This is a genomic window from Marinococcus luteus (assembly GCF_034497705.1).
GTDB lineage: Bacteria > Bacillota > Bacilli > Bacillales > Marinococcaceae > Marinococcus > Marinococcus luteus_A.
Window position 1 is genome coordinate 208,917 of the sequence record NZ_JAXRUV010000001.1, and the last position, 23,906, is coordinate 232,822.

General features: G+C 51.8%; 24 protein-coding genes. All 24 read left to right on the forward strand.

All coding sequences use genetic code 11. From position 1 onward, the window contains the following. Positions 1-15: 15 nt before the first annotated feature. The 24 genes from Q9M42_RS01085 (at position 16) to Q9M42_RS01200 (ending at position 23,835) form a co-directional block, all read left to right on the forward strand. The gene (locus Q9M42_RS01085) at positions 16-645 is read left to right on the forward strand and encodes a CheB methylesterase domain-containing protein (protein ID WP_322524685.1); all 630 of its coding nucleotides are present in this window, start codon (positions 16-18) and stop codon (positions 643-645) included. Beyond that, entirely contained in the window at positions 642-1,271 is a 630-nt protein-coding gene (locus Q9M42_RS01090) for a chemotaxis protein CheC (protein WP_322524686.1), read from the forward strand. The genes Q9M42_RS01085 and Q9M42_RS01090 overlap by 4 nt, the downstream gene beginning before the upstream one ends. Next, entirely contained in the window at positions 1,268-1,771 is a 504-nt protein-coding gene (locus Q9M42_RS01095) for a chemotaxis protein CheD (RefSeq protein WP_322524687.1), read from the forward strand. Before Q9M42_RS01090 ends, Q9M42_RS01095 begins: the two co-directional genes overlap by 4 nt. 16 nt (positions 1,772-1,787) lie before the next feature. Further along, on the forward strand, positions 1,788-2,561 hold the full coding sequence (locus Q9M42_RS01100; protein WP_322524688.1) for a FliA/WhiG family RNA polymerase sigma factor: 774 nt from the start codon (positions 1,788-1,790) through the stop codon (positions 2,559-2,561). A gap of 15 nt (positions 2,562-2,576) precedes the next feature. Next, the gene (locus Q9M42_RS01105; protein WP_322524689.1) at positions 2,577-2,951 is read left to right on the forward strand and encodes a DUF6115 domain-containing protein; all 375 of its coding nucleotides are present in this window, start codon (positions 2,577-2,579) and stop codon (positions 2,949-2,951) included. 155 nt (positions 2,952-3,106) lie between these two features. Beyond that, on the forward strand, positions 3,107-3,895 hold the full coding sequence (rpsB, locus tag Q9M42_RS01110) for a 30S ribosomal protein S2 (RefSeq protein WP_322524690.1): 789 nt from the start codon (positions 3,107-3,109) through the stop codon (positions 3,893-3,895). Between the two features lie 132 nt (positions 3,896-4,027). Next, positions 4,028-4,909: a translation elongation factor Ts gene (gene tsf / locus Q9M42_RS01115; RefSeq protein WP_322524691.1), complete on the forward strand. Its 882-nt coding sequence runs from the start codon at positions 4,028-4,030 to the stop codon at positions 4,907-4,909. A gap of 123 nt (positions 4,910-5,032) precedes the next feature. Then, positions 5,033-5,767, forward strand: coding sequence for a UMP kinase (gene pyrH / locus Q9M42_RS01120; RefSeq protein WP_091610312.1), 735 nt, complete (start codon positions 5,033-5,035; stop codon positions 5,765-5,767). Next, positions 5,754-6,311 carry a ribosome recycling factor gene (gene frr, locus Q9M42_RS01125; protein WP_322524692.1) on the forward strand — a complete coding sequence of 186 codons (558 nt, stop codon included), beginning with the start codon at positions 5,754-5,756 and terminating at the stop codon, positions 6,309-6,311. The genes pyrH and frr overlap by 14 nt, the downstream gene beginning before the upstream one ends. A gap of 227 nt (positions 6,312-6,538) precedes the next feature. Further along, positions 6,539-7,300 carry an isoprenyl transferase gene (locus tag Q9M42_RS01130; protein WP_322524693.1) on the forward strand — a complete coding sequence of 254 codons (762 nt, stop codon included), beginning with the start codon at positions 6,539-6,541 and terminating at the stop codon, positions 7,298-7,300. Between the two features lie 21 nt (positions 7,301-7,321). After that, positions 7,322-8,122: a phosphatidate cytidylyltransferase gene (locus Q9M42_RS01135; RefSeq protein WP_322524694.1), complete on the forward strand. Its 801-nt coding sequence runs from the start codon at positions 7,322-7,324 to the stop codon at positions 8,120-8,122. A gap of 40 nt (positions 8,123-8,162) precedes the next feature. Further along, complete coding sequence (locus Q9M42_RS01140) at positions 8,163-9,308, forward strand: 1-deoxy-D-xylulose-5-phosphate reductoisomerase (protein WP_322524695.1); 1,146 nt, start codon at positions 8,163-8,165, stop codon at positions 9,306-9,308. Between the two features lie 60 nt (positions 9,309-9,368). After that, a complete protein-coding gene (gene rseP / locus Q9M42_RS01145; RefSeq protein WP_322524696.1) occupies positions 9,369-10,637 on the forward strand; it encodes an RIP metalloprotease RseP in 1,269 nt (422 codons plus the stop codon). Positions 10,638-10,739: 102 nt separating this feature from the next. Beyond that, positions 10,740-12,452, forward strand: a complete 1,713-nt coding sequence (locus tag Q9M42_RS01150; RefSeq protein WP_322524697.1) for a proline--tRNA ligase — start codon at positions 10,740-10,742, stop codon at positions 12,450-12,452. 107 nt (positions 12,453-12,559) lie between these two features. Beyond that, complete coding sequence (locus Q9M42_RS01155; RefSeq protein WP_322524698.1) at positions 12,560-16,855, forward strand: PolC-type DNA polymerase III; 4,296 nt, start codon at positions 12,560-12,562, stop codon at positions 16,853-16,855. Between the two features lie 189 nt (positions 16,856-17,044). Further along, a complete protein-coding gene (gene rimP / locus Q9M42_RS01160; protein ID WP_322524699.1) occupies positions 17,045-17,515 on the forward strand; it encodes a ribosome maturation factor RimP in 471 nt (156 codons plus the stop codon). Positions 17,516-17,555: 40 nt separating this feature from the next. Next, a complete protein-coding gene (nusA, locus tag Q9M42_RS01165; protein ID WP_322524700.1) occupies positions 17,556-18,671 on the forward strand; it encodes a transcription termination factor NusA in 1,116 nt (371 codons plus the stop codon). 36 nt (positions 18,672-18,707) lie between these two features. Then, positions 18,708-18,965, forward strand: a complete 258-nt coding sequence (gene rnpM, locus Q9M42_RS01170; protein WP_322524701.1) for an RNase P modulator RnpM — start codon at positions 18,708-18,710, stop codon at positions 18,963-18,965. Then, on the forward strand, positions 18,955-19,266 hold the full coding sequence (locus Q9M42_RS01175; protein WP_322524702.1) for a L7Ae/L30e/S12e/Gadd45 family ribosomal protein: 312 nt from the start codon (positions 18,955-18,957) through the stop codon (positions 19,264-19,266). Before rnpM ends, Q9M42_RS01175 begins: the two co-directional genes overlap by 11 nt. A gap of 72 nt (positions 19,267-19,338) precedes the next feature. Further along, positions 19,339-21,207, forward strand: coding sequence for a translation initiation factor IF-2 (gene infB, locus Q9M42_RS01180; RefSeq protein ID WP_322524703.1), 1,869 nt, complete (start codon positions 19,339-19,341; stop codon positions 21,205-21,207). Further along, a complete protein-coding gene (locus Q9M42_RS01185) occupies positions 21,204-21,479 on the forward strand; it encodes a DUF503 domain-containing protein (RefSeq protein WP_022792810.1) in 276 nt (91 codons plus the stop codon). Before infB ends, Q9M42_RS01185 begins: the two co-directional genes overlap by 4 nt. Before the next feature lie 11 nt (positions 21,480-21,490). Next, positions 21,491-21,841 carry a 30S ribosome-binding factor RbfA gene (gene rbfA, locus Q9M42_RS01190; RefSeq protein ID WP_322524704.1) on the forward strand — a complete coding sequence of 117 codons (351 nt, stop codon included), beginning with the start codon at positions 21,491-21,493 and terminating at the stop codon, positions 21,839-21,841. Positions 21,842-21,940: 99 nt separating this feature from the next. Continuing rightward, positions 21,941-22,843, forward strand: a complete 903-nt coding sequence (gene truB / locus Q9M42_RS01195; RefSeq protein ID WP_322524705.1) for a tRNA pseudouridine(55) synthase TruB — start codon at positions 21,941-21,943, stop codon at positions 22,841-22,843. A gap of 35 nt (positions 22,844-22,878) precedes the next feature. Further along, complete coding sequence (locus tag Q9M42_RS01200) at positions 22,879-23,835, forward strand: bifunctional riboflavin kinase/FAD synthetase (protein WP_322525242.1); 957 nt, start codon at positions 22,879-22,881, stop codon at positions 23,833-23,835. Positions 23,836-23,906: the final 71 nt, after the last annotated feature.

Below are 23,906 nucleotides of genomic sequence, written 5' to 3' on the forward strand. Positions count from 1 at the left end.
ACGGAGCCTGAGTATATGAACATTCAATCCCCCGGGAAGCCGGGACGCTGGGATCTGCTGGTGATCGGAACGTCCACAGGCGGGCCTGCAGCCTTGCATGAGCTTTTCCGTTCGATGCCGGAGACGGTCGAACTGCCGATTCTGATTGTGCAGCATATGCCGCCCGGGTTCACCAGGTCGCTTGCCGACAGGCTGAACCGCGACTACAGCTGGAGTGTAAAAGAAGCCGGGGACAGCGAAGCACTGCAGAAAGGAACCGTTTATATTGCTCCCGGAGGCCGGCAGCTTGAAATCCGGCGAAAAGGAGGACGGCTGGTAACAGCAGTTAGTGAAAGCAAATTGGGCGATCGTTATCATCCGTCGGTGGACATCCTGTTTGCTTCTATTGCCGAATTAGGAGGTCTGCGTGTACTCGCTGTTATTTTAACCGGAATGGGTAATGATGGTACATACGGATTACAAAAGCTAAAAGCAGGGACGGCACTTTATGCTGTCGCCGAATCAGAAGAAACAGCTGTTGTCTACGGGATGCCCCGGGCAGCGGTCCAGGCTGGTTTCATTGATGAAACCCTCCCGCTCCATACGATTGGAGAGCGGATCGGGCGGCTGGTACAAACTACTGCATATGAAGGAGAGATGAAATGATGGGCGCACGGGACGTAGAGCTCGATATATTAAAAGAAGTTGGAACCATCGGGGGCGGCAATGCTGCTACGGCACTGTCCTCCCTCCTGAAAACGCCAGTTCAGATCAGCGTCCCTTCAGTGCAGATGGTACCGTTTCCGGAGCTGCTTGAAGCAGCGGGAGGGGAAGAAAAAGTAGCGGCGGTTACGTTTCTCCGCATCGCGGGCCACATCAGCGGCAGCATATTTTTTGTGCTCGAGCCGGAGGAGATGCAGGCAGTGGGAAGGTCGCTTGTGCAAAGCTGGAATCTTCCGTACACGCCGGAAAATGAGCAGGAGCTGCTTGAGTCGGCAGTGTGCGAATTAACAAATATTTTGGCAGGATCTTATTTATCGGCACTCTCCGATTTCACCGGACTTTATATGATGCCGACGGTCCCTTCGTCTGCGGTAGATATGATTGGAGCGCTTTTGAGCGAGGGGCTTATCGAAGCGGGCCTTGAAGGGGACGAAGCGATCATGATCGATACGAACATGACAAAAGGAGAGAATCGCTCGCAGATGGCCGGCTGGTTTTTTATGATCCCGGATGCCCACTCGCTTCCGAAAATTTTTTCCTCTCTCGGAGTACAGGAGGACGGGGAATGAAAAACGCGGAAATTAAACAAGCGAAGATAAAGGTGGCAATGGCGGATATGCAGTGGGGAGAGGGCGGCGATACTCTCACTACTAGCGGACTTGGCTCCTGTGTAGGTATAGTCATTTATTCGCTCCGTCACCAGTATGCCTGCCTGATCCATGCAATGCTTCCGTCATCTTCCATGGCAAGAGAAGGCCAGCATATTAACGAAGCGAAGTACACCGATGCGGCTTTACAAAAAGCATTTGCCGGCTTTGAGGGACGGCATATTCCAATTGCTTCGCTCGAAGCAAAGCTTGCGGGGGGCGCAAGAATGTTTCAGTTTCAGACCGATCATCTGCATATTGGAAAACGAAATGTCGAAGCAGCAAAAGAAATGCTTGCCGGGCGGTCCGTGCCGCTTAAAGCAGAGGAAACAGGCGGCCACATTGGCAGAACGATAGAATTCGACGTGGCCACAGGAGTTCTCCGGATTAAGCCGACCGGGGGAGAACCAATAATAATATGAACAGGGGGAAACTTACATGAGTAGATCGACAGCGCATGCTCATCAGGAGATTTGGGAGAAATGGCTGGATAATTATGACGACACGGCGGCTGACCAATTAGTCGACATTTATATGCCCCTTGTTCATTATCACGTTCAACGCATCGCAGCGACGCTTCCGAAAAATGTGAACCGGGAGGATCTTGTGAGTCACGGACTGATGGGACTGTACGATGCGATGAAAAAATTCGATCTGTCGAGGGATTTGAAATTTGATACATACGCCTCTTTCCGGATCCGCGGAGCGATTATTGACGGCCTCCGGCAGGAAGACTGGATGCCGCGTTCCCTCCGGGAAAAAACGAAGAAAATTGAAGAAACAGCTGAATGGCTCGAACAGAAAAAGGGACGGTTTGTCTCGGACCGGGAGATCGGCGAAGAGCTTGATATGAAGTCCTCGGAAGTATCGAAGGTGATTGCCGAAAACTATTTCGTGCATATGCTTTCCATGGATGAGACGACGCCGGAGGGCGAGCGTGATGAAACGTATCGCGGGGCCATTGTGGATCACAACGCCCCGTCCCCGGAGGAAATGCTCACCGATCAGGCCTCCCTGCACGAGCTCGGCGAAGCAATAGCGAATCTGCCGGAAAAGGAGCAGAGGGTCGTTTCTCTTTTTTACCTGGAGGAAATGACGTTAACCGAAATCGGTCATATTTTGTCCCTGTCCACGTCAAGAATTTCACAAATCCATTCTAAAGCACTCTTCCGGCTGCGCCAGTATTTGAAACAGACGGAGGAAAGAACGTAAGAAAGGAGAGGGCCCATGTCTCTGATATTCAGTCTGCTTGCCCTCATGGCTGCCGGCGCTTTATGGATAAAGCACCAATTTGTCGTGCGTGAGCTGCAGGCGGTAAAAAATGATAAGAAGGAAATTGAGCAGCTTTTAATCTACTACACTGACGAAATGAAACGCGATAATGAACGTCTCCGCGCCGAGTGGGAGGGCGGGAAGCATCCAGCGGAAGAAGTGGAAACAGCTGAGCCGGTACCGGAGATGGAGGAAGCGGCGCCGAAGGAATCGATGATGAACCGTGTTATAATGTTATACAAAGACGGATGGAAGGAAAAGGATATCGCAAAGACGCTGTCGATCGGCCAGCGGGAGGTTCATCTGTTTTTGCAGATGCAGGAAAAATAAGCTTTAACATTGCGTCCTGTAGACACGTATGGTATATTACGTGTTGGTGTTAAAAACACACGCAACAGCTGATTTGTACAGAGGTGCTTTCCGTTTGGAAAGTTTTGTACAGATATGACGCTTGCGGTGGAAAAAACCTAAGGAGGAATTATTTTATGGCTGTTATTTCTATGAAACAGTTGCTTGAAGCAGGGGTGCACTTCGGTCACCAGACTCGTCGCTGGAACCCTAAAATGAGCCGTTATATTTTCACGGAGCGTAATGGTATTTATATCATTGACCTTCAAAAAACGGTGCGTAAAGTGGAAGAAGCGTACAAATATGTACGCAGCATTGCAGAAGACGGAGGCAAAATTCTTTTCGTCGGTACGAAAAAACAGGCGCAGGATTCTGTTCGCGATGAAGCGATCCGTTCGAACATGTACTACATTAACCAGCGTTGGTTAGGCGGTACGTTAACGAACTTCGCAACGATCCGTAAACGGATTGCCCGCTTGAAAGACCTTGAAAAAATGGAAGAAGACGGTACCTTTGACATTCTTCCGAAAAAAGAAGTTATGCTGTTAAACAAAGAAAAAGACCGTCTCGAAAAAGTACTTGGCGGCATTAAAGATATGAACAAGCTTCCGGATGCCCTGTTTATTATCGATCCACGTAAAGAGCGCATCGCGGTGGCAGAAGCTCACAAATTGAACATTCCGATCATCTCGATCGTAGACACTAACTGTGATCCAGACGAGATCGACAAGCTGATCCCGGGTAACGACGACGCTATCCGTGCCGTTCGTCTCCTTACAGGTAAAATGGCCGATGCTGTTATCGAAGCAACCCAGGGTGCAGAAGAAAAAGCCCGTGAGCAGGCAGCTGCCCAGGAAAAAGAACAGCAAGCAGCCGCAGCGGAAGAAGAAGGAAACACAGAAGAAGAGAGCGTTTCAAACCAGTAAGCTCTCTGCATAAATATAACGGGCCCAGGCCTGACGCGAAGGGTGGTAAAAGGGAAAAACCCTTTATCACCCTTTTTCTTGAAAAATAGCGCTTAAGCGTTTATGCATGGAAAAATCGAAGGAGGAATTTAAATGGCTGTAACAGCAAGCATGGTAAAAGAACTGCGTGAAAAAACAGGTGCAGGTATGATGGACTGCAAAAAAGCACTCAACGAAACAGACGGTAACATGGAAGAAGCGGTCAACTACCTGCGCGAAAAAGGTATTTCCAAAGCAGCGAAAAAATCTGACCGTGTAGCAGCAGAAGGCCTTACGTACGCAACGTATGAAGGAAACAAAGCAGTGATCGTGGAAGTAAACGCTGAAACAGATTTCGTCGCGAAAAACGAATTGTTTAAGCAGCTCGTCGCGGACGTTTCCACGTACCTGCTGAAAGAACAGCCGGCTGACGTTGACGCAGCACTTGCCGGGGAAATCGAAAGCGGAGTAACGCTTGAGCGTTACATTAACGACCAAATCGCCCGTATCGGGGAGAAAATTTCCCTGCGCCGTTTTCTGCTTGCAGAGAAAAACGACGGTGATGCATTCGGCGCTTATCTTCACATGGGCGGACGCATCGGTGTGCTGACGGTTCTTGAAAATACAGAAGACAGCGATCTTGCCAAAGACGTTGCGATGCACGTAGCGGCTATCAGCCCGAAATACGTTTCCCGCGAAGACGTTCCGAAGGAAGAAGCGGACAGTGAGCGTGAACTGTTGAAGCAGCAGGCGCTGAACGAAGGCAAGCCGGAAAACATCGTTGAAAAAATGGTGGAAGGCCGTATTGGCAAGTACTTTGAACAAATCTGCCTGCTCGATCAGGAATTTGTCAAGGATACTGACCAAAAAGTAGGCGACTACCTGAAAAGCAAGGGCGCTTCCGTCCGCACATTTGTCCGCTATGAAGTAGGCGAAGGCATGGAAAAACGCGACGAAAACTTTGCAGACGAAGTAATGAACCAGGTGAAGAAATAAATCGGCAGTATGGGAGAGTCCATATCGAATCCTCTAGGGTCCGTAGGCTCTCCTTTTTTCTGAAAGCAAAATAAGGGCAGAAGCCGCAGCGCTTCTGCGATACATAATATAAAGGCGGGGTTCATGACGATGGAGAGATACAATCGCGTTGTGTTGAAGTTGAGCGGAGAAGCATTAGCAGGCCAGCAGGGCTACGGTATTGATCCGGAAGTCATTCAGTCTATTGCTTCTCAAATTGGTGAGATAGTAGAATTGGGAACAGAGGTAGTGATTGTCGTCGGCGGGGGGAACATATGGAGAGGCATGGCCGGAAGCTCGAAAGGGATGGACCGGGCTACTGCTGACTATATGGGCATGCTCGCCACAGTCATGAATTCGCTTGCGCTCCAGGACAGCCTTGAAGATATTGAGATCCCTACAAGAGTGCAGACATCTATAGAAATGAGACAGGTGGCCGAGCCGTACATCCGCCGCAAGGCCATTCGCCATTTAGAGAAAAAACGGGTGGTCATTTTTGCGGCTGGGACCGGGAATCCGTACTTTTCGACCGATACGACTGCGGCACTTCGGGCTGCAGAGATTGAAGCTGACATCATTTTGATGGCTAAAAACAAAGTGGACGGGGTATATGACTCAGACCCATCCGCAAATGCGGACGCTAAAAAGTACCAGTCGCTCACTTATCTGGACATTTTAAATCATGACCTGAAAGTGATGGATTCGACGGCATCGACGCTTTGTATGGACAACAACATCCCGCTTCTCGTATTTTCGATTATGGAAGAAGGAAACATCAAGAAAGCAGTAATGGGAGAAGACATTGGAACAATTATAAGGAGGAACAATGATGGCTCATGATATAAAAGCAACAGAAGAGAAAATGAAAAAATCAGTGGAATCTTTAAGCCGCGAGCTTGCCACACTACGTACAGGAAGGGCAAACGCTTCCATGCTCGACCGGGTCGTAGTTGATTACTACGGTGCCGAGGTGCCGCTTCAGCAGCTCGCAACAATTACAGTGCCGGAAGGGCGCCTGCTTGTTGTGACTCCGTTTGACAAAAGCTCCATCAAGGACGTGGAAAAAGGGATCCAAAAGGCAGAGCTCGGCCTGAATCCGAGTAACGACGGCGAAGTGATCCGTATTCCGATTCCGGCGATGACGGAAGATCGCCGGAAAGAAATGACCAAGCTGATTAACAAGTATGCGGAAGAAGCACGGGTGGCTATCCGAAACATTCGCCGCGATGCCAACGATACGCTGAAAAAAGATGAAAAAAATAATGAAATCACCGAAGATGATTTGAAGCGTGAGCAGGAGCAGGTGCAAAAAGCAACCGATAAATACATCGGCCAGGTGGATCAGGCAGCAGAACAAAAAGAAAAAGAAGTTATGGAAGTTTGATGCGAATCGAGTTACAATAGGAACAGACTGGAACCCTCTGCACTCAAGAGGGTTTTTTTGTAAGAACAAAACCGGCAGGAGGCATGTGCACTGCCGGGAAGAAAACATAAACAGATATACTGCTTTCCGTTCTTCAACAATGCTGAGGCAGGAACGGTTTTTATATGGAATTGATTGAACACGCGCCATATAAAATAGACAAAGGGGAAAAGGCTGGTGCCCTCGTTATGAACGATCGACTATTTAATCAAATAAATCCATGGGCGGAGGCAAACACCACGGCAGTGAAAGTGAATACGCCTGACCATGTGGCTATTATTATGGATGGTAACGGCCGGTGGGCAAAAAAAAGAGGCCTGCCCCGTGTAGCCGGCCACCGCGAAGGTATGAAGGCGATCACGAAGGTCGTGGAAAAAGCGCACGAGCTCGGGATAAAGTATTTAACGCTCTACGCTTTTTCCACCGAAAACTGGAAGCGGCCGAAATCAGAAGTGAATTTTCTTATGCAGCTGCCGGAGCGGTTTTTGGCCAAGGAACTGCCCAAGCTGATGAAAAACAATGTCCAGGTGCGAATGATGGGGGATGCGGACAAGCTGCCGGATCATACGCTGCAGGCTGTGCAGGAGGCTGTGGATGCCACAGCCGAAAACACCGGCATTGTTTTAAACTTTGCCCTTAACTATGGTGGTCGGCACGAGCTTGTCCATGTCGTGCAGGAGCTCGCCCGGGACGTGGAAGAGGGGCGGATGAAAGCAGAGGCCATCGATGAAGAATTAATCACCAACCGGCTCTACACGAACCAGATCCCGGATCCTGACCTGCTGATTCGCACAAGCGGCGAAATCCGGCTGAGCAATTTTATGCTGTGGCAGTTAGCTTATGCGGAGTTTTGGTTTACCGAAACGCTCTGGCCGGACTTTAATGAAGACGGCCTGGCAGAGGCTGTCATAGAATATCAGCAGAGAAAACGCAGGTACGGGGGCGTTTAACGACTGAAGGGGAGGTCTTGTATGGGATTGCGGGCGATGACCGGTCTTATCGGAGCAGTACTCGTCTTGGCGATTGTATTTGTGGGCCGCGAATGGTTTACTCTTTTGATTGCTTTGCTTGCTTCTGTCGCCATGTTTGAAATAATGCGTATGAAACGGATCCCGCTGCTGTCCTTCCGGGGTTTAATCAGTATGGGTTTTATGTGGATACTGCTTGTGCCTACAGAATGGCTGGATTTTCCGTTTTTGCAGCATATAACGAAAACAGAGATTTTTTTAACGATGATTCTGGGCCTGCTTGCATTAACAGTAGTTACTAAAAACTCCTTCACCTTTGATGAAGCAGGATTCGTTATCTTATCCTCTGTGTACATAGGGTACGGGTTTCACAGTTTAATTATGATCCGCCAGGTGCCGGACATCGGCCTTGCCGTTGTCATTTTGATTTTATTTTTAATCTGGGCAACCGATTCCGGGGCATATTTTATTGGAAAGAATTTCGGGCGTCACCGGCCCTGGCCGGAGATCAGTCCGAAAAAAACGATCGAAGGATTTGTCGGGGGGCTTGTCGCGGCATTTATTGTCGGCTTCATCTTTGAGGCAGTGTACCCGGTATTCGAGTCCTACCTGATAATGAGCGCTTTTATCGTAGTGACATCCATCTTCGGCCAGCTCGGGGACCTGGTGGAATCAGCGCTTAAACGGCACTACGCTGTCAAGGATTCCGGTAATATTCTTCCCGGGCACGGCGGTATTTTGGACCGGTTCGACAGCCTGATTTTCGTTATGCCCCTGCTTCATTTTTTCTATTTTTTCGGTTAATGCCTCAGACGCAGGCTGCCAACCTAAAGGAGTTTAAACCATGAAACGAATAGCATTGCTTGGGTCCACCGGATCCATCGGTACACAGACGCTCGACGTTGTTCGTCTCCATCCGGAACGGTTCCGGATAACGGCGATTGCTGCCGGCAGAAACGTGGATCTCGTACGAAAGCAGATTGAAGAATTTTCACCTGAAATTGCGGCGGTCCATACAAAGGAAGATGCCGAAACGCTTCAGGCGGAATACGGCGGGCGCATGCGCATCGTCTGGGGCCACGACGGCCTCATAGAAATTGCGGGCAGCTCCTGTGACTTTCTGATGAACGCGGTCAGCGGCAGCATGGGACTTGAGCCGACGCTCCGGGCAATCGAAAACCGGGTGGATATCGGAATTGCCAATAAAGAAACGCTCGTTACTGCCGGCCACCTTGTAATGGAGAAAGCAAAAGAACACGGCGTACGTCTGCTGCCGGTCGACAGCGAGCATTCGGCGATCGCCCAGTGCCTGGAAGGAAACGAGCTAAAGGAAGTGAGCCGCCTGATTTTGACTGCTTCGGGAGGCAGCTTCCGGGACTATTCACGCAGCGATCTTGACGGAGTTACGGTGGAGGATGCCTTAAACCACCCGAACTGGAGCATGGGAGCCAAAATTACGATCGACTCGGCTACGATGATGAACAAAGGTTTTGAAGTGATCGAAGCCCATTGGCTGTTCGGTGTTCCTTACGACCGCATAGATGTGCTGCTTCATAAAGAAAGCATTATTCACTCGCTCGTCGAGTATCAGGATACAAGTGTGATTGCCCAGCTCGGGCTGCCGGACATGCGCGTGCCGATTCAGTACGCCATGACGTACCCGGAGCGGCTTGGCTATCCGGCCAAGGAATCGCTGAACCTTTGGGAAATAGGCACTCTTCATTTTCAGCCACCTGATTTTGAACGCTACCGCAGCCTCCGGCTGGCCTACGATGCCGGCAGAGCCGGCGGCTCCATGGGAACGGTGCTGAACGCAGCCAATGAACAGGCAGTAGCGATGTTTTTAAACAGCCAGTGTGCTTTTCTTGAAATTGAAACTGCTGTGGAAGAGGCACTTTTGCGCCACAAGCGCATCGAACATCCGGACCTCGACACGATTTTAGGCGTGGACCGGGAAACAAGAGAACACGTACAGACGCTTTTAACGTGACGTTCTTTCACAAACACTCTATAATGAGAAGAAAGAGCAAAAGAAGAAGGTGAATAAGCTTTGGATACGCTGATAGCGGTAATTGTCATGTTCGGCTTATTGGTGGCCATACACGAGTGGGGCCATTTGTATTTTGCCAAAAAAGTCGGCATTTTGTGCCGGGAGTTTGCGATTGGCTTCGGGCCGAAAATATTTTCGACGAAGCGCAATGAAACGGTTTATACTATCCGGCTGCTGCCGCTTGGCGGATACGTGCGAATGGCCGGGGACGATCCGGACCCGGTCAATATTAAACCAGGCTATGAAATCGGCCTGACGTTTAACGATGCAGGAAAAGTAAAAGAAATCATTGTAAACAATAAATCCAAGCACCCGGAAGCAAAGGTTGTATCCGTGGAATCGATTGATATGGAGCGGGAGCTTTATATTGAAGCGGTAGAGGATGAGGAAGAATCTGGAGTAAAGCGGTACGACATCGACCGGGCGTGCGATCTGATTGTCGACGAAAAGCGGGAACAGATTGCGCCTTGGGACCGGCAGTTCGGCTCCAAGCGTCCATGGAAAAAAGCAGTGGCCATCTTTGCCGGCCCGTTCATGAACTTTGTTCTTGCGTTCGTGCTTTTTGTCATTTACGCTCTCGCTAACGGACTTCCGCAGGACACCCCGGCCGTCGGCGGCATTGCCGGTGGTTCGCCGCTGGAAGAATCCGCGTTTGAAGAAGGCGATGTTATCACCTCCGTGGACGGCGAGTCCGTGAACTCGTGGGATGAAATGACCGGTGTGGTCCAGGAGCGTCCGGGAGAAGAAGTCACGGTTACTGCTGAACGCGGCGGAGAAACGATTGAAGACACAGTCACCATCGACGGCGTTCCGGTGCAGGAAGGCTCGAGTGAGGAAGTCGGCCAGATCGGCGTCTATGCCGAAACGGAACGGTCCCTCACGGAAGCGCTGCAGTACGGCGGCACTCAGCTGTATGAGGTGTCCACGCTGATTTTCCAGACGCTCGGCACGATTGTAACAGGGGAATTTTCCTTGGATGACCTGGCAGGCCCGGTAGGGATCTATGATGCGACGGATCAGGTGATCGCGACAGGGCTTCTCACCCTTATTGCGTGGTCCGCCATGATCAGCGTCAACCTTGGGATCGTTAACCTTCTTCCGCTGCCGGCGCTTGACGGAGGACGGCTGCTGTTTATCATTGCTGAAGCAGTCCGCGGCAAGCCGATCGAACCGCAGAAGGAAGGCATGATCCACCTGCTCGGCTTCGCGCTGCTGCTGCTGTTAATGATCGCAGTGACATGGAACGATATTAACCGCTTATTCACGTAATAAAAAAACGGTGACGGAGCCAAAGCCCCGTCACCGTTCTTATGTTAAAATAACCAAAGAGCTTACAGACGCAGATGTATAAGAGAAAGAGGTTGATATAGTATGCGACAACAATTTTTATTCAGTCCCACCCTCCGGGATGTGCCGCAGGGAGCGGACATTGCAAGCCACCAGCTGATGCTCCGGGCCGGTCTGATCCGCCAGAGTGCAGCCGGAGTCTATTCCTATCTTCCGCTCGGCCACAAGGTGCTCCGTAAGATCGAAAACATCGTCCGTGAGGAAATGGATGCTGCAAGCGGCCAGGAGGTATTGCTTCCCGCCATGCAGCCGGCAGAGGTATGGCAGGCCTCGGGTCGCTATGACAATTACGGACCGGCACTGATGCGCTTTAAAGACCGCCACCAGCGTGATTTTGTGCTCGGCCCTACGCATGAAGAAAACATTGCCGCCCTTGTAAAGGATGAAATGAATACATACAAACGCATGCCTGCGATTTTGTACCAGATTCAGACCAAATACCGCGATGAAGCGCGTCCGCGCTTCGGGGTGCTTCGCGCCCGCGAATTTATTATGAAGGATGCGTATTCGTTTGATACGTCCTACGAAGCGCAGAACGAAAGCTACTGGGCGATGTACCGCGCCTACGAACGGATCTTTACCCGTCTGGGACTGGACTACCGCGCGGTGCAGGCCGATGCCGGTGCGATGGGCGGTCAGGGCGAAACCCACGAATTCACCGTGCTTTCCGACGTCGGGGAGGACACGATCGTGTACTCCGACGAGAGCGATTTTGCTGCAAATATTGAAATAGCCGCCATACCGGACAATGTGTCAAAACCGGAGCCGATCTCAGAAGATATGTCCATGGTCGATACGCCGGAGGAGCGCACCATTGAAGAAGTGGCTGCAAAACTTGGGCTCAGGCATGATGAATGCCTGAAGACTGTCGTTTTTGATGCAGACGGCCGCCTGGTGGCTGTGCTTATGCGCGGCGATCATGACGTTAACGAAGTAAAAGTGGCAAACGCGGTGGGCGCTGAAGTGCTTGAACCCGCGTCCGCCGAGCGAATTGAAAAGGCGTTTGGAGCAGAGCCCGGCTTTATTGGTCCTGCCGGTCTGTCTGAAGACGTAGAGGTTCTTGCCGATTACGCGGTCCGCGGTATGGCAGGCGCCGTATGCGGAGCCAACGAAAACGGCCGGCACTATCAGAACGCGGTGCCGGAAAGGGACTTCCCGGTTGGACAGTACGCCGATCTGCGTTTCATTCAGGAAGGTGAACCGTCTCCAGACGGCCGGGGCATGGTCCGTTTCGCCAAGGGTATTGAGGTCGGGCACGTGTTTAAGCTGGGCACGAAGTACAGCGAAGCGCTCGGGGCGACGTTTTTGGATGAAAACGGCAAAGCCCGCCCGATCATTATGGGGAGCTACGGCGTCGGCGTAAGTCGGACGATTGCGGCCGTCATTGAGCAAAACCATGACGAGGGCGGCATCTGCTGGCCGAAAGCAGCCGCCCCGTTTGATCTGCATCTGCTGGTGCTCAATCCGAAGCAGGACGAGCAGCAGCAGCTTGGTGACGAGCTGTACGAAAGCCTGCAGAAAAGCGGGTGGTCCGTGCTGCTCGATGACCGGAAGGAGCGTCCGGGAGTGAAGTTTAAGGATGCGGATCTTTACGGGCTTCCGGTGCGTATCGCCTGCGGAAAAAAAGCAGGGGAGCAGATTGTGGAGGTGAAACCCCGCACAGCCGATGAAAACGTGGAAGTTGCCATCAGCGAGCTTCCGCAGTATCTCGAGAAGCTGTGGTCTGAAATCCATTAACCCTTTCTGGTGTCTCCAGGAGGGGTTTCCCTCTTCCATGCAACTGCCGGAAATGAATTTTTTTGATAAAATGAATTATAAAAGAACGAAGAAGTGAGGCGAGAAACGTGCAGACCGACCGTCACATTCAGCAGGAACGTTTTGAGTTGCTACTTGAGCAGATTGGCATGCCGGAAGAAGAAACCAATCGTTATTTTACAGAAGGCCGCCTCGAAAAGCTTGTTATTCATAAAGAAAAAAAGCAGTGGCATTTTCATCTGACGCTGGCAGCTCCGCTGCCATTTACGGTTTACGCGCTGCTGAAGGAAAAACTGCAGGCTGCATTTGAAAGCATCGCTGACATTGACTTTACGCTTCATTACGAAGAAGGCACCGCGGTGCCGGCGGACGCTATCCCGGATTACTGGCCGCTGATTATGCAGAAGCTCGAAAATTACGATCCCCATCTGCGCATGAGGCTGAACGGAGGAGCGCCGTTTCTGCGCGAGGGCGAGTTGATTTTTCCGTGTAAAAGCGATATCGAAATGAATTCGCTCGGACCGAAGCTGCAGCAGGCGATGAACGACGTTCTGCCATTGTTCGGGCTGCCGGCTGCCACGTTTACGATGGAAGCCAAAACGAGCGATGAAGAGAAGGAACAGTTCGAAGAAAAGAAAAAGCAGGAAGAGCACTCCAAAGTCATTGAAGCGATGATGGAGCGCAAGAAAAAGGAATCCGAAGCCGATTCCAAGCGTGCGTCCCAGTCAATTCAGATCGGCTACCCGATCAAGGACGAAGCCGTGCCGCTGAAGGAGATCCGCGAAGAAGAACGCCGCATCACGGTGGAGGGCTACATTTTCGAAGCGGAAACGAAGGAGCTCCGCAGCGGCCGGACGCTGCTGACGTTTAAAATTACCGACTACACCGATTCGATTATGATCAAAATGTTCTCCAAGGATAAAGAACAGGTGCCGCTGCTTGAAGCCGTGCAGAAAGGCATCTGGGTAAAGGCCCGTGGCGGCGTCCAGGATGATACGTTCGTCCGGGACCTGGTGATGATCGCAAACGACGTGATCCAGGTGCAGGGAACGTCGAAAACCGATGACGCTGAACAGAAGCGTGTCGAGCTGCATGCCCACACGAACATGAGTCAGATGGATGCGACCGTTTCTGCCGGGGAATACGTAGCCCGGGCAGCCGAATGGGGCCACCCGGCGGTCACGATTACGGACCACGGCGTCGTGCAGTCGTTTCCGGAGGCATACAATGCCGGCAAAAAGCACGACATCAAAGTGCTGTACGGTATGGAGGCTAACCTCGTGGATGACGGCGTTCCCATCGCCTACAACGAGGCGGACGTGGATCTGGAAACAGGAACCTATGTCGTTTTTGACGTGGAAACGACCGGCCTGTCGGTCGTGTACGACTCCATTATCGAGCTCGCAGCTGTGAAGGTAAAAGACGGCGAGATTATCGACAGGTTTGAACGCTTTTCGAACCCGCATGAAAAGCTGACCGACACCATTATTAACCTGACCGGCATCACGGACGACATGCTCGTCGATGCCCCGGAAATTGAGCCGGTGCTTGAAGACTTCTACGCTTTTTCCAAAGACTCGGTGCTGGTCGCCCATAACGCAAGCTTTGACATGGGCTTTCTCCGGGAGGGATACAAAAAAATCGGTAAAACGGCAGACATGCCGGTGATCGACACGCTCGAATTCGGCCGCTTTTTGTATCCGAATTTAAAAAACCACCGGCTGAATACACTATGTAAAACGTTTGATATCGAACTCGTAAGCCACCACCGGGCGATTTACGACGCGGAAGCGACCGGGTACCTGCTGTGGAAAATGATGAAGGATGCGCTTGCCCAGGACATCACGAACCATAAACAGTTGAATGACAACATGGGCCAGTCCGGCTTTCACCGCCTGCGCCCGTCGCACTGCACGCTGATTGCCCAGACGCAGGAGGGGCTAAAAAACCTGTATCATCTCGTCACGCTTTCGCATCTGGAGTATTTTTTCCGGACACCGAGAATTCCGCGTTCGAAGCTGCAGAAGTACCGCGAGGGCATACTCGTCGGCTCGGCGTGTGACAAAGGCGAAGTGTTTGAAACGATGATGCAGAAGTCGGAGGACGAAGCGAAAAAAGCCGCTGAATTTTACGACTACCTCGAGGTGCAGCCGCCGGAAAACTATGCGCACCTGGTGGAGAAGGAGCTTCTGAAAAGCTACGACGATGTCAAGGATGTGATTCAAAAAATCATCCGCACCGGTGAGGAACTGAATCTTCCGGTCGTTGCCACCGGTAACGCCCACTATATGGATGAGCACGACTACAGCTACCGGCAGATTCTGATTGCGTCGCAGGGCGGGGCGAACCCGCTGAACAATCAGACGCTTCCGCAGGTGCACTTTCGCACCACGGGGGAAATGCTCTCCTGCTTCGATTTTCTGGACGACCGCACCGCAGAAAAAATTGTGGTGGAAAACACCCAGGCGATCGCCGATCAGGTGGAATCAATTCATCCGGTACCAAGCGATCTGTACACCCCAAACATTGAAGGGTCGGATAAAGAAATAAGGGAAATGTGCTACCGCCGGGCGGAGAGCATTTACGGCGCGCCCATACCGGATCTCGTGAAGACGAGACTCGATAAAGAGCTCGACAGCATTATCGGCAACGGCTTTGACGTCATCTATCTGATTTCGCAGAAGCTCGTGAAAAAATCCCTCGAAGACGGCTATCTTGTCGGATCCCGGGGCTCGGTCGGCTCCTCGTTTGTTGCCACAATGACAGAAATTACCGAGGTGAATCCGTTGCCGCCGCACTACGTTTGCCCGGAATGCAAGCAGTCGACGTTTTTTGACGACGGCTCGGTCGGCTCCGGCTTCGATCTTCCGGACAAGCTGTGCGACAGCTGCGGTGTGGACATGATTAAAGACGGTCACGATATTCCGTTTGAGACATTTCTCGGTTTTAAAGGCGACAAGGTGCCCGATATTGACTTGAACTTTTCCGGCGACTACCAGCCGCGGGCCCACAATTACACGAAGGAGCTGTTCGGCGAGGAAAAAGTGTACCGGGCAGGAACGATCGGTACCGTGGCGGACAAAACGGCGTATGGATTTGTGAAGGGCTATCAGAGCGATCACGAGCTGCATCTGCGCGGAGCGGAAATCGACCGGCTCGTCAGCGGATGTACGGGCGTTAAACGGACAACCGGCCAGCATCCGGGCGGCATTATTGTCGTACCGGACGAGTATGACATACATGACTTCTCACCGATTCAGTTTCCGGCAGACGATAAAACGTCGGAATGGAAAACGACGCACTTTGACTTTCATTCCATTCACGACAACCTGCTGAAGCTTGACATCCTCGGCCACGATGATCCAACGGTTATACGTATGCTGCAGGATTTAAGCGGCATTGATCCGCAGACGATTCCGACCGATGATGCGGAAGTCATGAAAATCTTCGGTGGTCCCGAAGTGCTCGGAGTGACGCCGGAGCAGATCAACTGTAAAACGGGAACGTATGGCATTCCGGAGTTCGGTACCCGTTTTGTGCGCCAGATGCTTGAAGATACGAAGCCGTCGACGTTTTCCGAGCTGGTTCAGATTTCCGGGCTTTCCCACGGCGCGGACGTCTGGGTCGGTAACGCCCAGGAGCTGATCCAGAACGGCACGTGTGAACTGAAGGACGTTATCGGCTGCCGGGACGATATCATGGTGTATTTGATCTATAAAGGCATCGAGCATTCGCTCGCCTTTAAAATCATGGAATTCGTCCGCAAGGGGCGCGGGCTCGATCCGGAATGGATTGAAGAAATGAAAAACCACGGCGTACCGGAGTGGTACATCCAGTCGTGCCTGAAAATTAAATACATGTTCCCGAAGGCGCACGCCACCGCCTATGTGCTGATGGCAGTACGGATCGCCTACTTTAAAGTGCATCATCCGATCCTTTTTTACGCAGCGTACTTTACGGTCCGCGCGGATGACTTTGACCTGCCGACCATGATCAACGGCAGCACCTCGATCCGGGCGAAGCTTGATGAAATCCAGGCGAAGGGATTTGACGCCTCTCCAAAGGAGAAAAGCCTTGTGACCGTGCTTGAGCTTGCGCTTGAAATGACCGAGCGCGGCTACCGTTTCCAGAAGGTGGACCTGTACCGCTCAGAGGCGAGCGAATTTGTCGTCGACGGCGACGAGTTGATACCGCCGTTCAACGCTCTTGAAGGCGTAGGAACGAATGCAGCGGTCAACGTAGTGAAAGCGCGTGCCGATGGGGAGTTTTTATCCAAGGAAGACCTGCAGCAGCGCAGCAAGGCAACCAAAACAGTGATCGAGCATCTCGACCTGCACGGGTGCCTTGACGGACTGCCGGATACGAACCAACTTTCTCTGTTCTAAACGGCAGCGAGGCTTGCGAAAATGCACAAATCGTGCTATGATAATGGGCAGTGAGAGGTATATCGAGACGGCGAAAGAGTGGGTGGATACCCACTCTTTCATTTATGGTTGAAGCTTTCTGCATAAAATAAACTATATACTATCATTGGAAGAAATGAAGATGATGACAAAGCAGCAGGGAGGTACGTAATGAAAGAAAGTATTAAAGATATCGCAGCACGTCTGGCGCGGCCGATTGCGGAAGAACTGGACCTGGAACTTGTGGATACAGAGTATAAAAAAGAAGGAAAAAACTGGTACCTTCGGGTGTTTGTGGACAGCCCCTCCGGTGTGCATCTCGAAGACTGCGGGCGGGTGAGCGAACGGCTGAGTGAACAGCTCGACGCCATGGACCCGGTCCAGGAGGCTTATTATCTGGAGGTTTCTTCACCGGGCGCGGAGCGTCCGCTGAATAACGAAGCGGATATCCGCCGTTCAGTCGGAAAAAACGTGTACGTGACCACGTATGAACCCGTTGAAGGAGAAAAAGCGTTCGAGGGAAAGCTGAGTGACTTCAAAGACGGAGAGCTTTTGATTTCCACCAAACAAAAACAAAAGGAACGCACGGTGCATGTACCGTACAGCAAGGTAGCTAAAGCAAGGCTCGCCATCATTTTTTAAAGGTGCGGCGGGCCTCGAGAAAAAGGAGGATCTGAATTCCATGAATGCAGACTTTATGGAAGCATTGGACGTACTCGAAAAGGACAAGGGAATCGATAAAGAAATAGTACTCGAAGCAATCGAGGCCGCGTTGATTTCCGCCTATAAGCGGAATTTCAACCAGGCGCAGAACGTCCGGGTGGACGTCAACCGTGACACCGGCTCGATTCATGTATTTGCCCGGAAAGAAGTGGTTGAAGAGGTATTTGACCCGAGGCTTGAAATCTCTCAGGAGGAAGCACAGGCCATCAGCCCGTCATATGAGCTCGACGACGTAGTGGAAATGGAAGTCACCCCGAAAAACTTCGGGCGCATCGCTGCCCAGACGGCGAAGCAGGTCGTGACCCAGCGCGTGCGCGAAGCCGAGCGCGGCATTATCTATTCCGATTTCATCGACCGCGAAGAAGATATTATGACCGGCATCGTGCAGCGCCAGGACCACCGCTTTATCTATGTGGATCTCGGGAAGGTGGAGGCACTGCTCCCGCAGAGCGAACAGATGCAGAATGAAACGTACAACCATAATGACAGGCTGAAAGCATATATCACCAAAGTGGAAAAAACCACAAAGGGACCGCAAATCGTTATTTCCCGTACGCACCCGGGCCTTTTGAAGCGGCTGTTTGAGCTGGAGGTGCCGGAGATTTATGACGGCACGGTGGAAATTATTTCAGTGGCACGGGAAGCGGGCGACCGCTCGAAAATTTCGGTGTATGCGGACGATCCGGAAGTGGATCCTGTCGGTTCCTGCGTAGGGCCGAACGGCCAGCGCGTGCAGACGATCGTTAAAGAGCTGAAGGGCGAAAAAATTGATATCGTGCAGTGGTCGGATAATCCGGTGGAGTACGTGGCCAACTCGTTGAGTCCGGCGAAAGCCCTGGATGTTCAGGTGAATGAAGAGGAAAAAAGCACGCTCGTCGTAGTGCCGGACTACCAGCTTTCCCTGGCTATCGGCAAGCGCGGGCAGAATGCCCGTCTGGCCGCCAAGCTTACCGGCTGGAAAATCGACATTAAAAGTGAAACCGAAGCCGAAGATCTCGGTATCTTTTCGCCGGAGGATGCGGAAGAAATCCCGGTGACAAGCACAAGCATTGATTTAGACACAGAAGATTTGTAAAAATGAGGGTGAGCGGCTATGGTTAAAAAAATTCCCATGAGAAAATGCATTATTACTGGAGAAGAAAAGCCCAAGAAAGAATTGGTGCGAGTCGTTCGGGATCTGGATAACACCGTTTTTGTTGACCGCTCCGGCAAAAAGAACGGCCGGGGCGCGTATTTAACAGACAGTGATGATGTGTTTTTACAGGCGAAGGCAAAGGATTCGCTGAGCCGCCATCTGAAGGTGAAAGTCTCAAGCGAAGACTACGACCGTCTCCTCGAAGAGCGCAGAGGCGCGGGTCATGAACGATAAAGCATTGTCCTTTCTTGGCCTTGCCGCGCGGGCGGGAGAACTGAAAAGCGGCGATGACACCGTTCTTAAAACTGTGCAGACCAAAAAGGCACAGCTGGTCATCGTCGCTGCGGACGCTTCTGCCAATACGATTAAAAAGTTCACGGATAAAACGGCCTTTTATTCATGCCCTTTTCGGGTTGCCGGAACGAAAGCGGATCTCGGCGCGGCGATCGGAAAAGAATCGAGAACTATTTTATCCGTTACAGAACGCGGCTTTGCCAAAAAGCTGATAAAATTAATAGATGAAGAAATAAATTAAGAAGGACGTGTAGATGGAGGAAAAACGAACAATATTCAGGAACGATATCTTTGGAAGGAAAGTGATGTCACTATGAGTAAAGTGAGAAGCAATAAAACAAGAAACACCCAGCAGGGAAACAGAGGCCCAAGTAAGAAGAAGACCACCCAGAAGCGCCCGGGCGGCGGTCGGAAAGAGCAGCAGGCCACACCGGAAAAAATTACGTTTGCCGGCAGTCTTTCCGTCGGGGAACTGGCAGAAAAGCTGAATAAGGAAAGCTCTGAAATCATCAAAAAATTGATGAATCTCGGCGTGATGGCGACCATCAATGAAACGCTCGAGGCAGAGACCATTGAACTGATCGCCACCGATTACGGCGTAGCGGTGGAGCAGGAGGAAGTGGTGGATGAACTCGATATTGATAACTATGTCGAGCAGGACGACCCTGCAAAGCTGCAGGAGCGCCCGCCGGTAGTAACCATTATGGGACACGTCGACCACGGGAAAACGACGCTTCTCGACTCCATCCGCCATACAAAGGTGACCTCCGGGGAAGCCGGCGGCATTACCCAGCATATCGGCGCCTATCAGGTGGAAGAAAACAACAAGCTGATTACCTTCCTTGATACGCCTGGACACGCAGCGTTTACGACGATGCGTGCGCGCGGTGCAGAAGTAACCGATATTACGGTTCTGGTTGTCGCGGCGGACGACGGTGTTATGCCGCAGACAAGAGAAGCTATCAACCACGCCAAGGCGGCAAATGTGCCAATCATTGTCGCGGTAAACAAAATGGACAAGGAAGGCGCGAATCCGGACCGGGTCATGCAGGAGCTGATGGAATTTCAGTTAGTGCCGGAAGCATACGGCGGGGAAACGATCTTTGTAAACCTTTCTGCGATTAACGGAGAAGGCATTGATGAACTGCTCGAAATGATTCTGCTCGTCGCTGAAGTGGAAGACTTCAAAGCGAACCCGGACAAACGGGCACGCGGCAGCGTCGTAGAAGCAGAACTGGATAAAGGGCGCGGCCCGGTTGCCACTCTGCTCGTTCAAAACGGCACGCTGCACGTCGGCGAGCCGATTGTCGTCGGCAACGCCTTTGGCCGTATTCGGGCAATGGTGGATGATCTTGGCCGCCAGGTGAAAAGCGCGGGACCATCCAAGCCGGTGGAAATTATCGGCCTGAACGATGTACCGCAGGCAGGCGACCCGTTTGTCGTCTTTGAGGAAGAGAAAAAAGCCCGCCAGATTGCCGATGCGCGTAAGAGCCGGGCGAAGGACGCCGAGCGTGCCCAAACCTCGAAAATTAACCTTGACGATCTGTTCAGCCAGATTCAGGAAAACGACATGAAAGAAATCAACGTAATTGTGAAAGCGGACGTGCAGGGCTCGGTTGAAGCGCTTCGCGGCTCCCTTGAAAAAATAGAGGTGGAAGGCTGCAAGATCAATATCGTACACGCCGGTGCCGGCGCCATTGCAGAATCAGACGTTATCCTCGCCTCGGCCTCCAACGCGATCATTATCGGCTTTAACGTCCGTCCGGACGTAAACGCCAAGCGTACGGCGGACGCAGAAAATGTGGATCTTCGTCTCCACCAGGTTATATACAATGCGATTGAAGAAATTGAAACAGCCATGAAAGGTATGCTCGACCCAGTCTATGAAGAGCGCGTACTCGGACAGGTTGAGGTGCGTCAGCTGTTTAAAGTCTCCCGCGTTGGTACAATTGCCGGAAGCTATGTTCTCGAAGGCAAAATCACCCGGGACTCCAAAGTGCGTGTTGTGCGCGACGGCGTCGTAATTTTCGACGGCGGTATTAAGGACCTGAAGCGTTATAAAGACGACGCCAAGGAAGTCGCAGCCGGCTATGAGTGCGGTGTGACCCTCGAAAACTTTAACGACCTTAAAGAAGGCGACATTATGGAGCCATATATCATGGAGGAAGTTAAACGCACATGATCGGCGTCGTCCATGTAGAGTGCATGCTTTATGAAGCGAGTCATTTAAAGCAGAAACGAGCGGTGCTTCAGAGCGTAAAAACAAAGCTGAAGCAGCGCAACCTCTCCGTGGCGGAAACGGACTACCAGGAGCTTTGGCAGCGGGCAGCTCTTTCGATCGTCACCGTGCATAACGAAAAGGCCGGGGCGGAAAAAGAGCTGCAGCGTGCCATTCATATGATTGAAAGTTATACGGAATGGGAAATAACCTCCGTACACTATGAATGGTTATAGGAGGAACAGTGATGGTTAATATACGTGCTCAGCGTGTAGGAGAGCAGATTAAAAAAGAAGTATCAGATATTTTTGCGCGTGGAATCAAGGATCCGCGGGTGCAGTTTGTGACGGTGACTGACGTAGAGGTGACCGGAGATCTGCAGCAGGCAACGATTTTTGTAACGGTTCTCGGAGAAGAAAAAGATAAAGAGGAAGCGTTTCAGGGCCTCGAAAAAGCCCGGGGGTTCATCCGCAGTGAAATCGGAAAACGAATCCAGCTTCGCAAAACGCCGGAAATCTTCTTTTCCTTCGATGAATCGATCGAATACGGCAACCGTATTGAATCACTTCTGCGCGATTTAAATGAGCGGGAGAAGTAGAAGAAAGAAGCTGTTTTAAAGTTGGAAAGCTGTTGCTGACTTTGAAACAGCTTTTCCTATGTTTATGAATTCTGTAACGGAAGTGAGCGAAACAGCCCTATGATTGATGGAATCATTCCTTTGTGGAAAGAAGCAGGGGTTACGTCCCATGATTGTGTCGTGCGCGCACGCCGGCTGCTGAAAACAAAAAAAGTCGGCCATTCCGGCACGCTTGATCCATCGGTGACCGGGGTGCTCCCGCTTTGTGTCGGAAAAGCCACCAAGGCGGTGGACTACCTGCACGAAGCTCCAAAAGCGTATGAAGGAATTATCACTCTCGGGAAAACGACGACGACTGAAGACGCCGACGGGGAAACGGTGGCGACCCTTCCGGTGGAGAAAGCCCCGGCAAAGCAGAGCATCGAAACAGCGCTTGAAGCGCTGACCGGTGCGGTAACTCAGGTGCCGCCCATGTATTCAGCCGTTAAAGTCCGGGGGCGCAAGCTGTATGAGTATGCCCGGGAAGGCATAGAGGTCGAACGTCCCGTGCGGGAGGCCCAAATTTATGATTTCCGGCTGCTTGATATGGACGAAGCTCCGCAGGACGGAGAATTTTCCTTTAAAGTGCATGTAACCTGCAGTAAAGGAACCTACGTACGCACCCTGGCCGTCGACCTCGGAGAGAAGCTTGGGTATCCGGCGCACCTGCAGCAGCTCGTCCGAACGGCGTCCGGCGGGTTTGGTCCGGAGCACAGCTCCACGTGGGAGGAGCTCGAAGCCCTGCTTGCCGAAGACCGTATCGCAGACGCCGTCTACCCGGTGGACTGGGCCGTGGCCCACCTTCCCGCCATTACGGTGTCGGAAAAAACGGCAGAGCAGATCAGTCACGGACGCGTGCTGCCGGCAGAATGGTTTCAGGAGCAGACGATGGCAGTAAAGGCAGAGAGCGGAAAGCCACTGGCCGTATATACGGTGCATCCGGACAAGCCCGGCATTTTTAAACCAAAAACAATGCTTCTTTGATAGCGTGAATGAAAGAATATCGGCAGGTGAAAATAATGGAAGTTCATCATCTTGTACATCCACATACGTTAACGGCGTCGCTTTCAAAACCGAAAGTGATGGCACTGGGCTACTTCGACGGGGTGCACCGCGGCCACGCAGAAGTGATTGAAAAGGCCCGGCAGGCAGCAGAGGACAGGGAACTGCCGCTTGCTGTTATGACCTTCCATCCGCATCCGAAGGTGGTACTATCGAAGCAGACGGAAGAAGATATGTTCTATTTGACCCCGCTTAAGGAAAAACAGCGTGTGCTCGAGTCACTGGGGGTGGAAGAGTTGTACATCGTGCGGTTTGACCAGGATTTTGCGTCTCTCGATCCTCAGGCCTTTGTCGATGCCTACATCATTGATCTCGGCGTAAAGCATGCGGTGGCCGGGTTCGATTTTTCGTACGGAAAATTTGGCCGCGGCACGATGGAGACGCTCCCGTATCATTCAAGGGACGCCTTTACGTTTTCCACCGTATCGCCACATACCGAAGACGGAGAAAAGGTGAGCTCCACCTGGATCCGCCGGATGGTGGAAGAGGGGGAAATGGTCAAAGCCGCCCGCCTGCTCGGGCGCTGGTATACATTTGAAGGCACTGTCGTCGAAGGAGAGAAACGCGGACGGACGATTGGCTTTCCAACGGCCAACATCCAGTCCGAAGAGCCGTACCTGCTTCCAGATGACGGGGTGTATGCTGTGCGTGCACTGATTGATGGCCGCTGGTACCGCGGGATGTCCAACATCGGCTATAAGCCCACGTTTCACGACGAACGGGACGGGCCCCCTGAAATTGAAGTTCATCTATTTGAGTTCAGCGGAGACATTTACGGTAAAACGGTCCGCATTGAGTGGCGGGACCGGCTGCGCGGGGAAGTGAAATTTCCTTCCCTCGATGCGCTTGTTTCCCAGCTTCATGAAGACAAACAGTCCGCCGAGCAGGTGCTCAAGCAGGAAATCAGGGACTAAAACCTGTTTTCCCTTGCGTTTTTCCTGCTCAAAAGGTAAGATGGTTGATGTATGGAAACCACTTCTTGGCT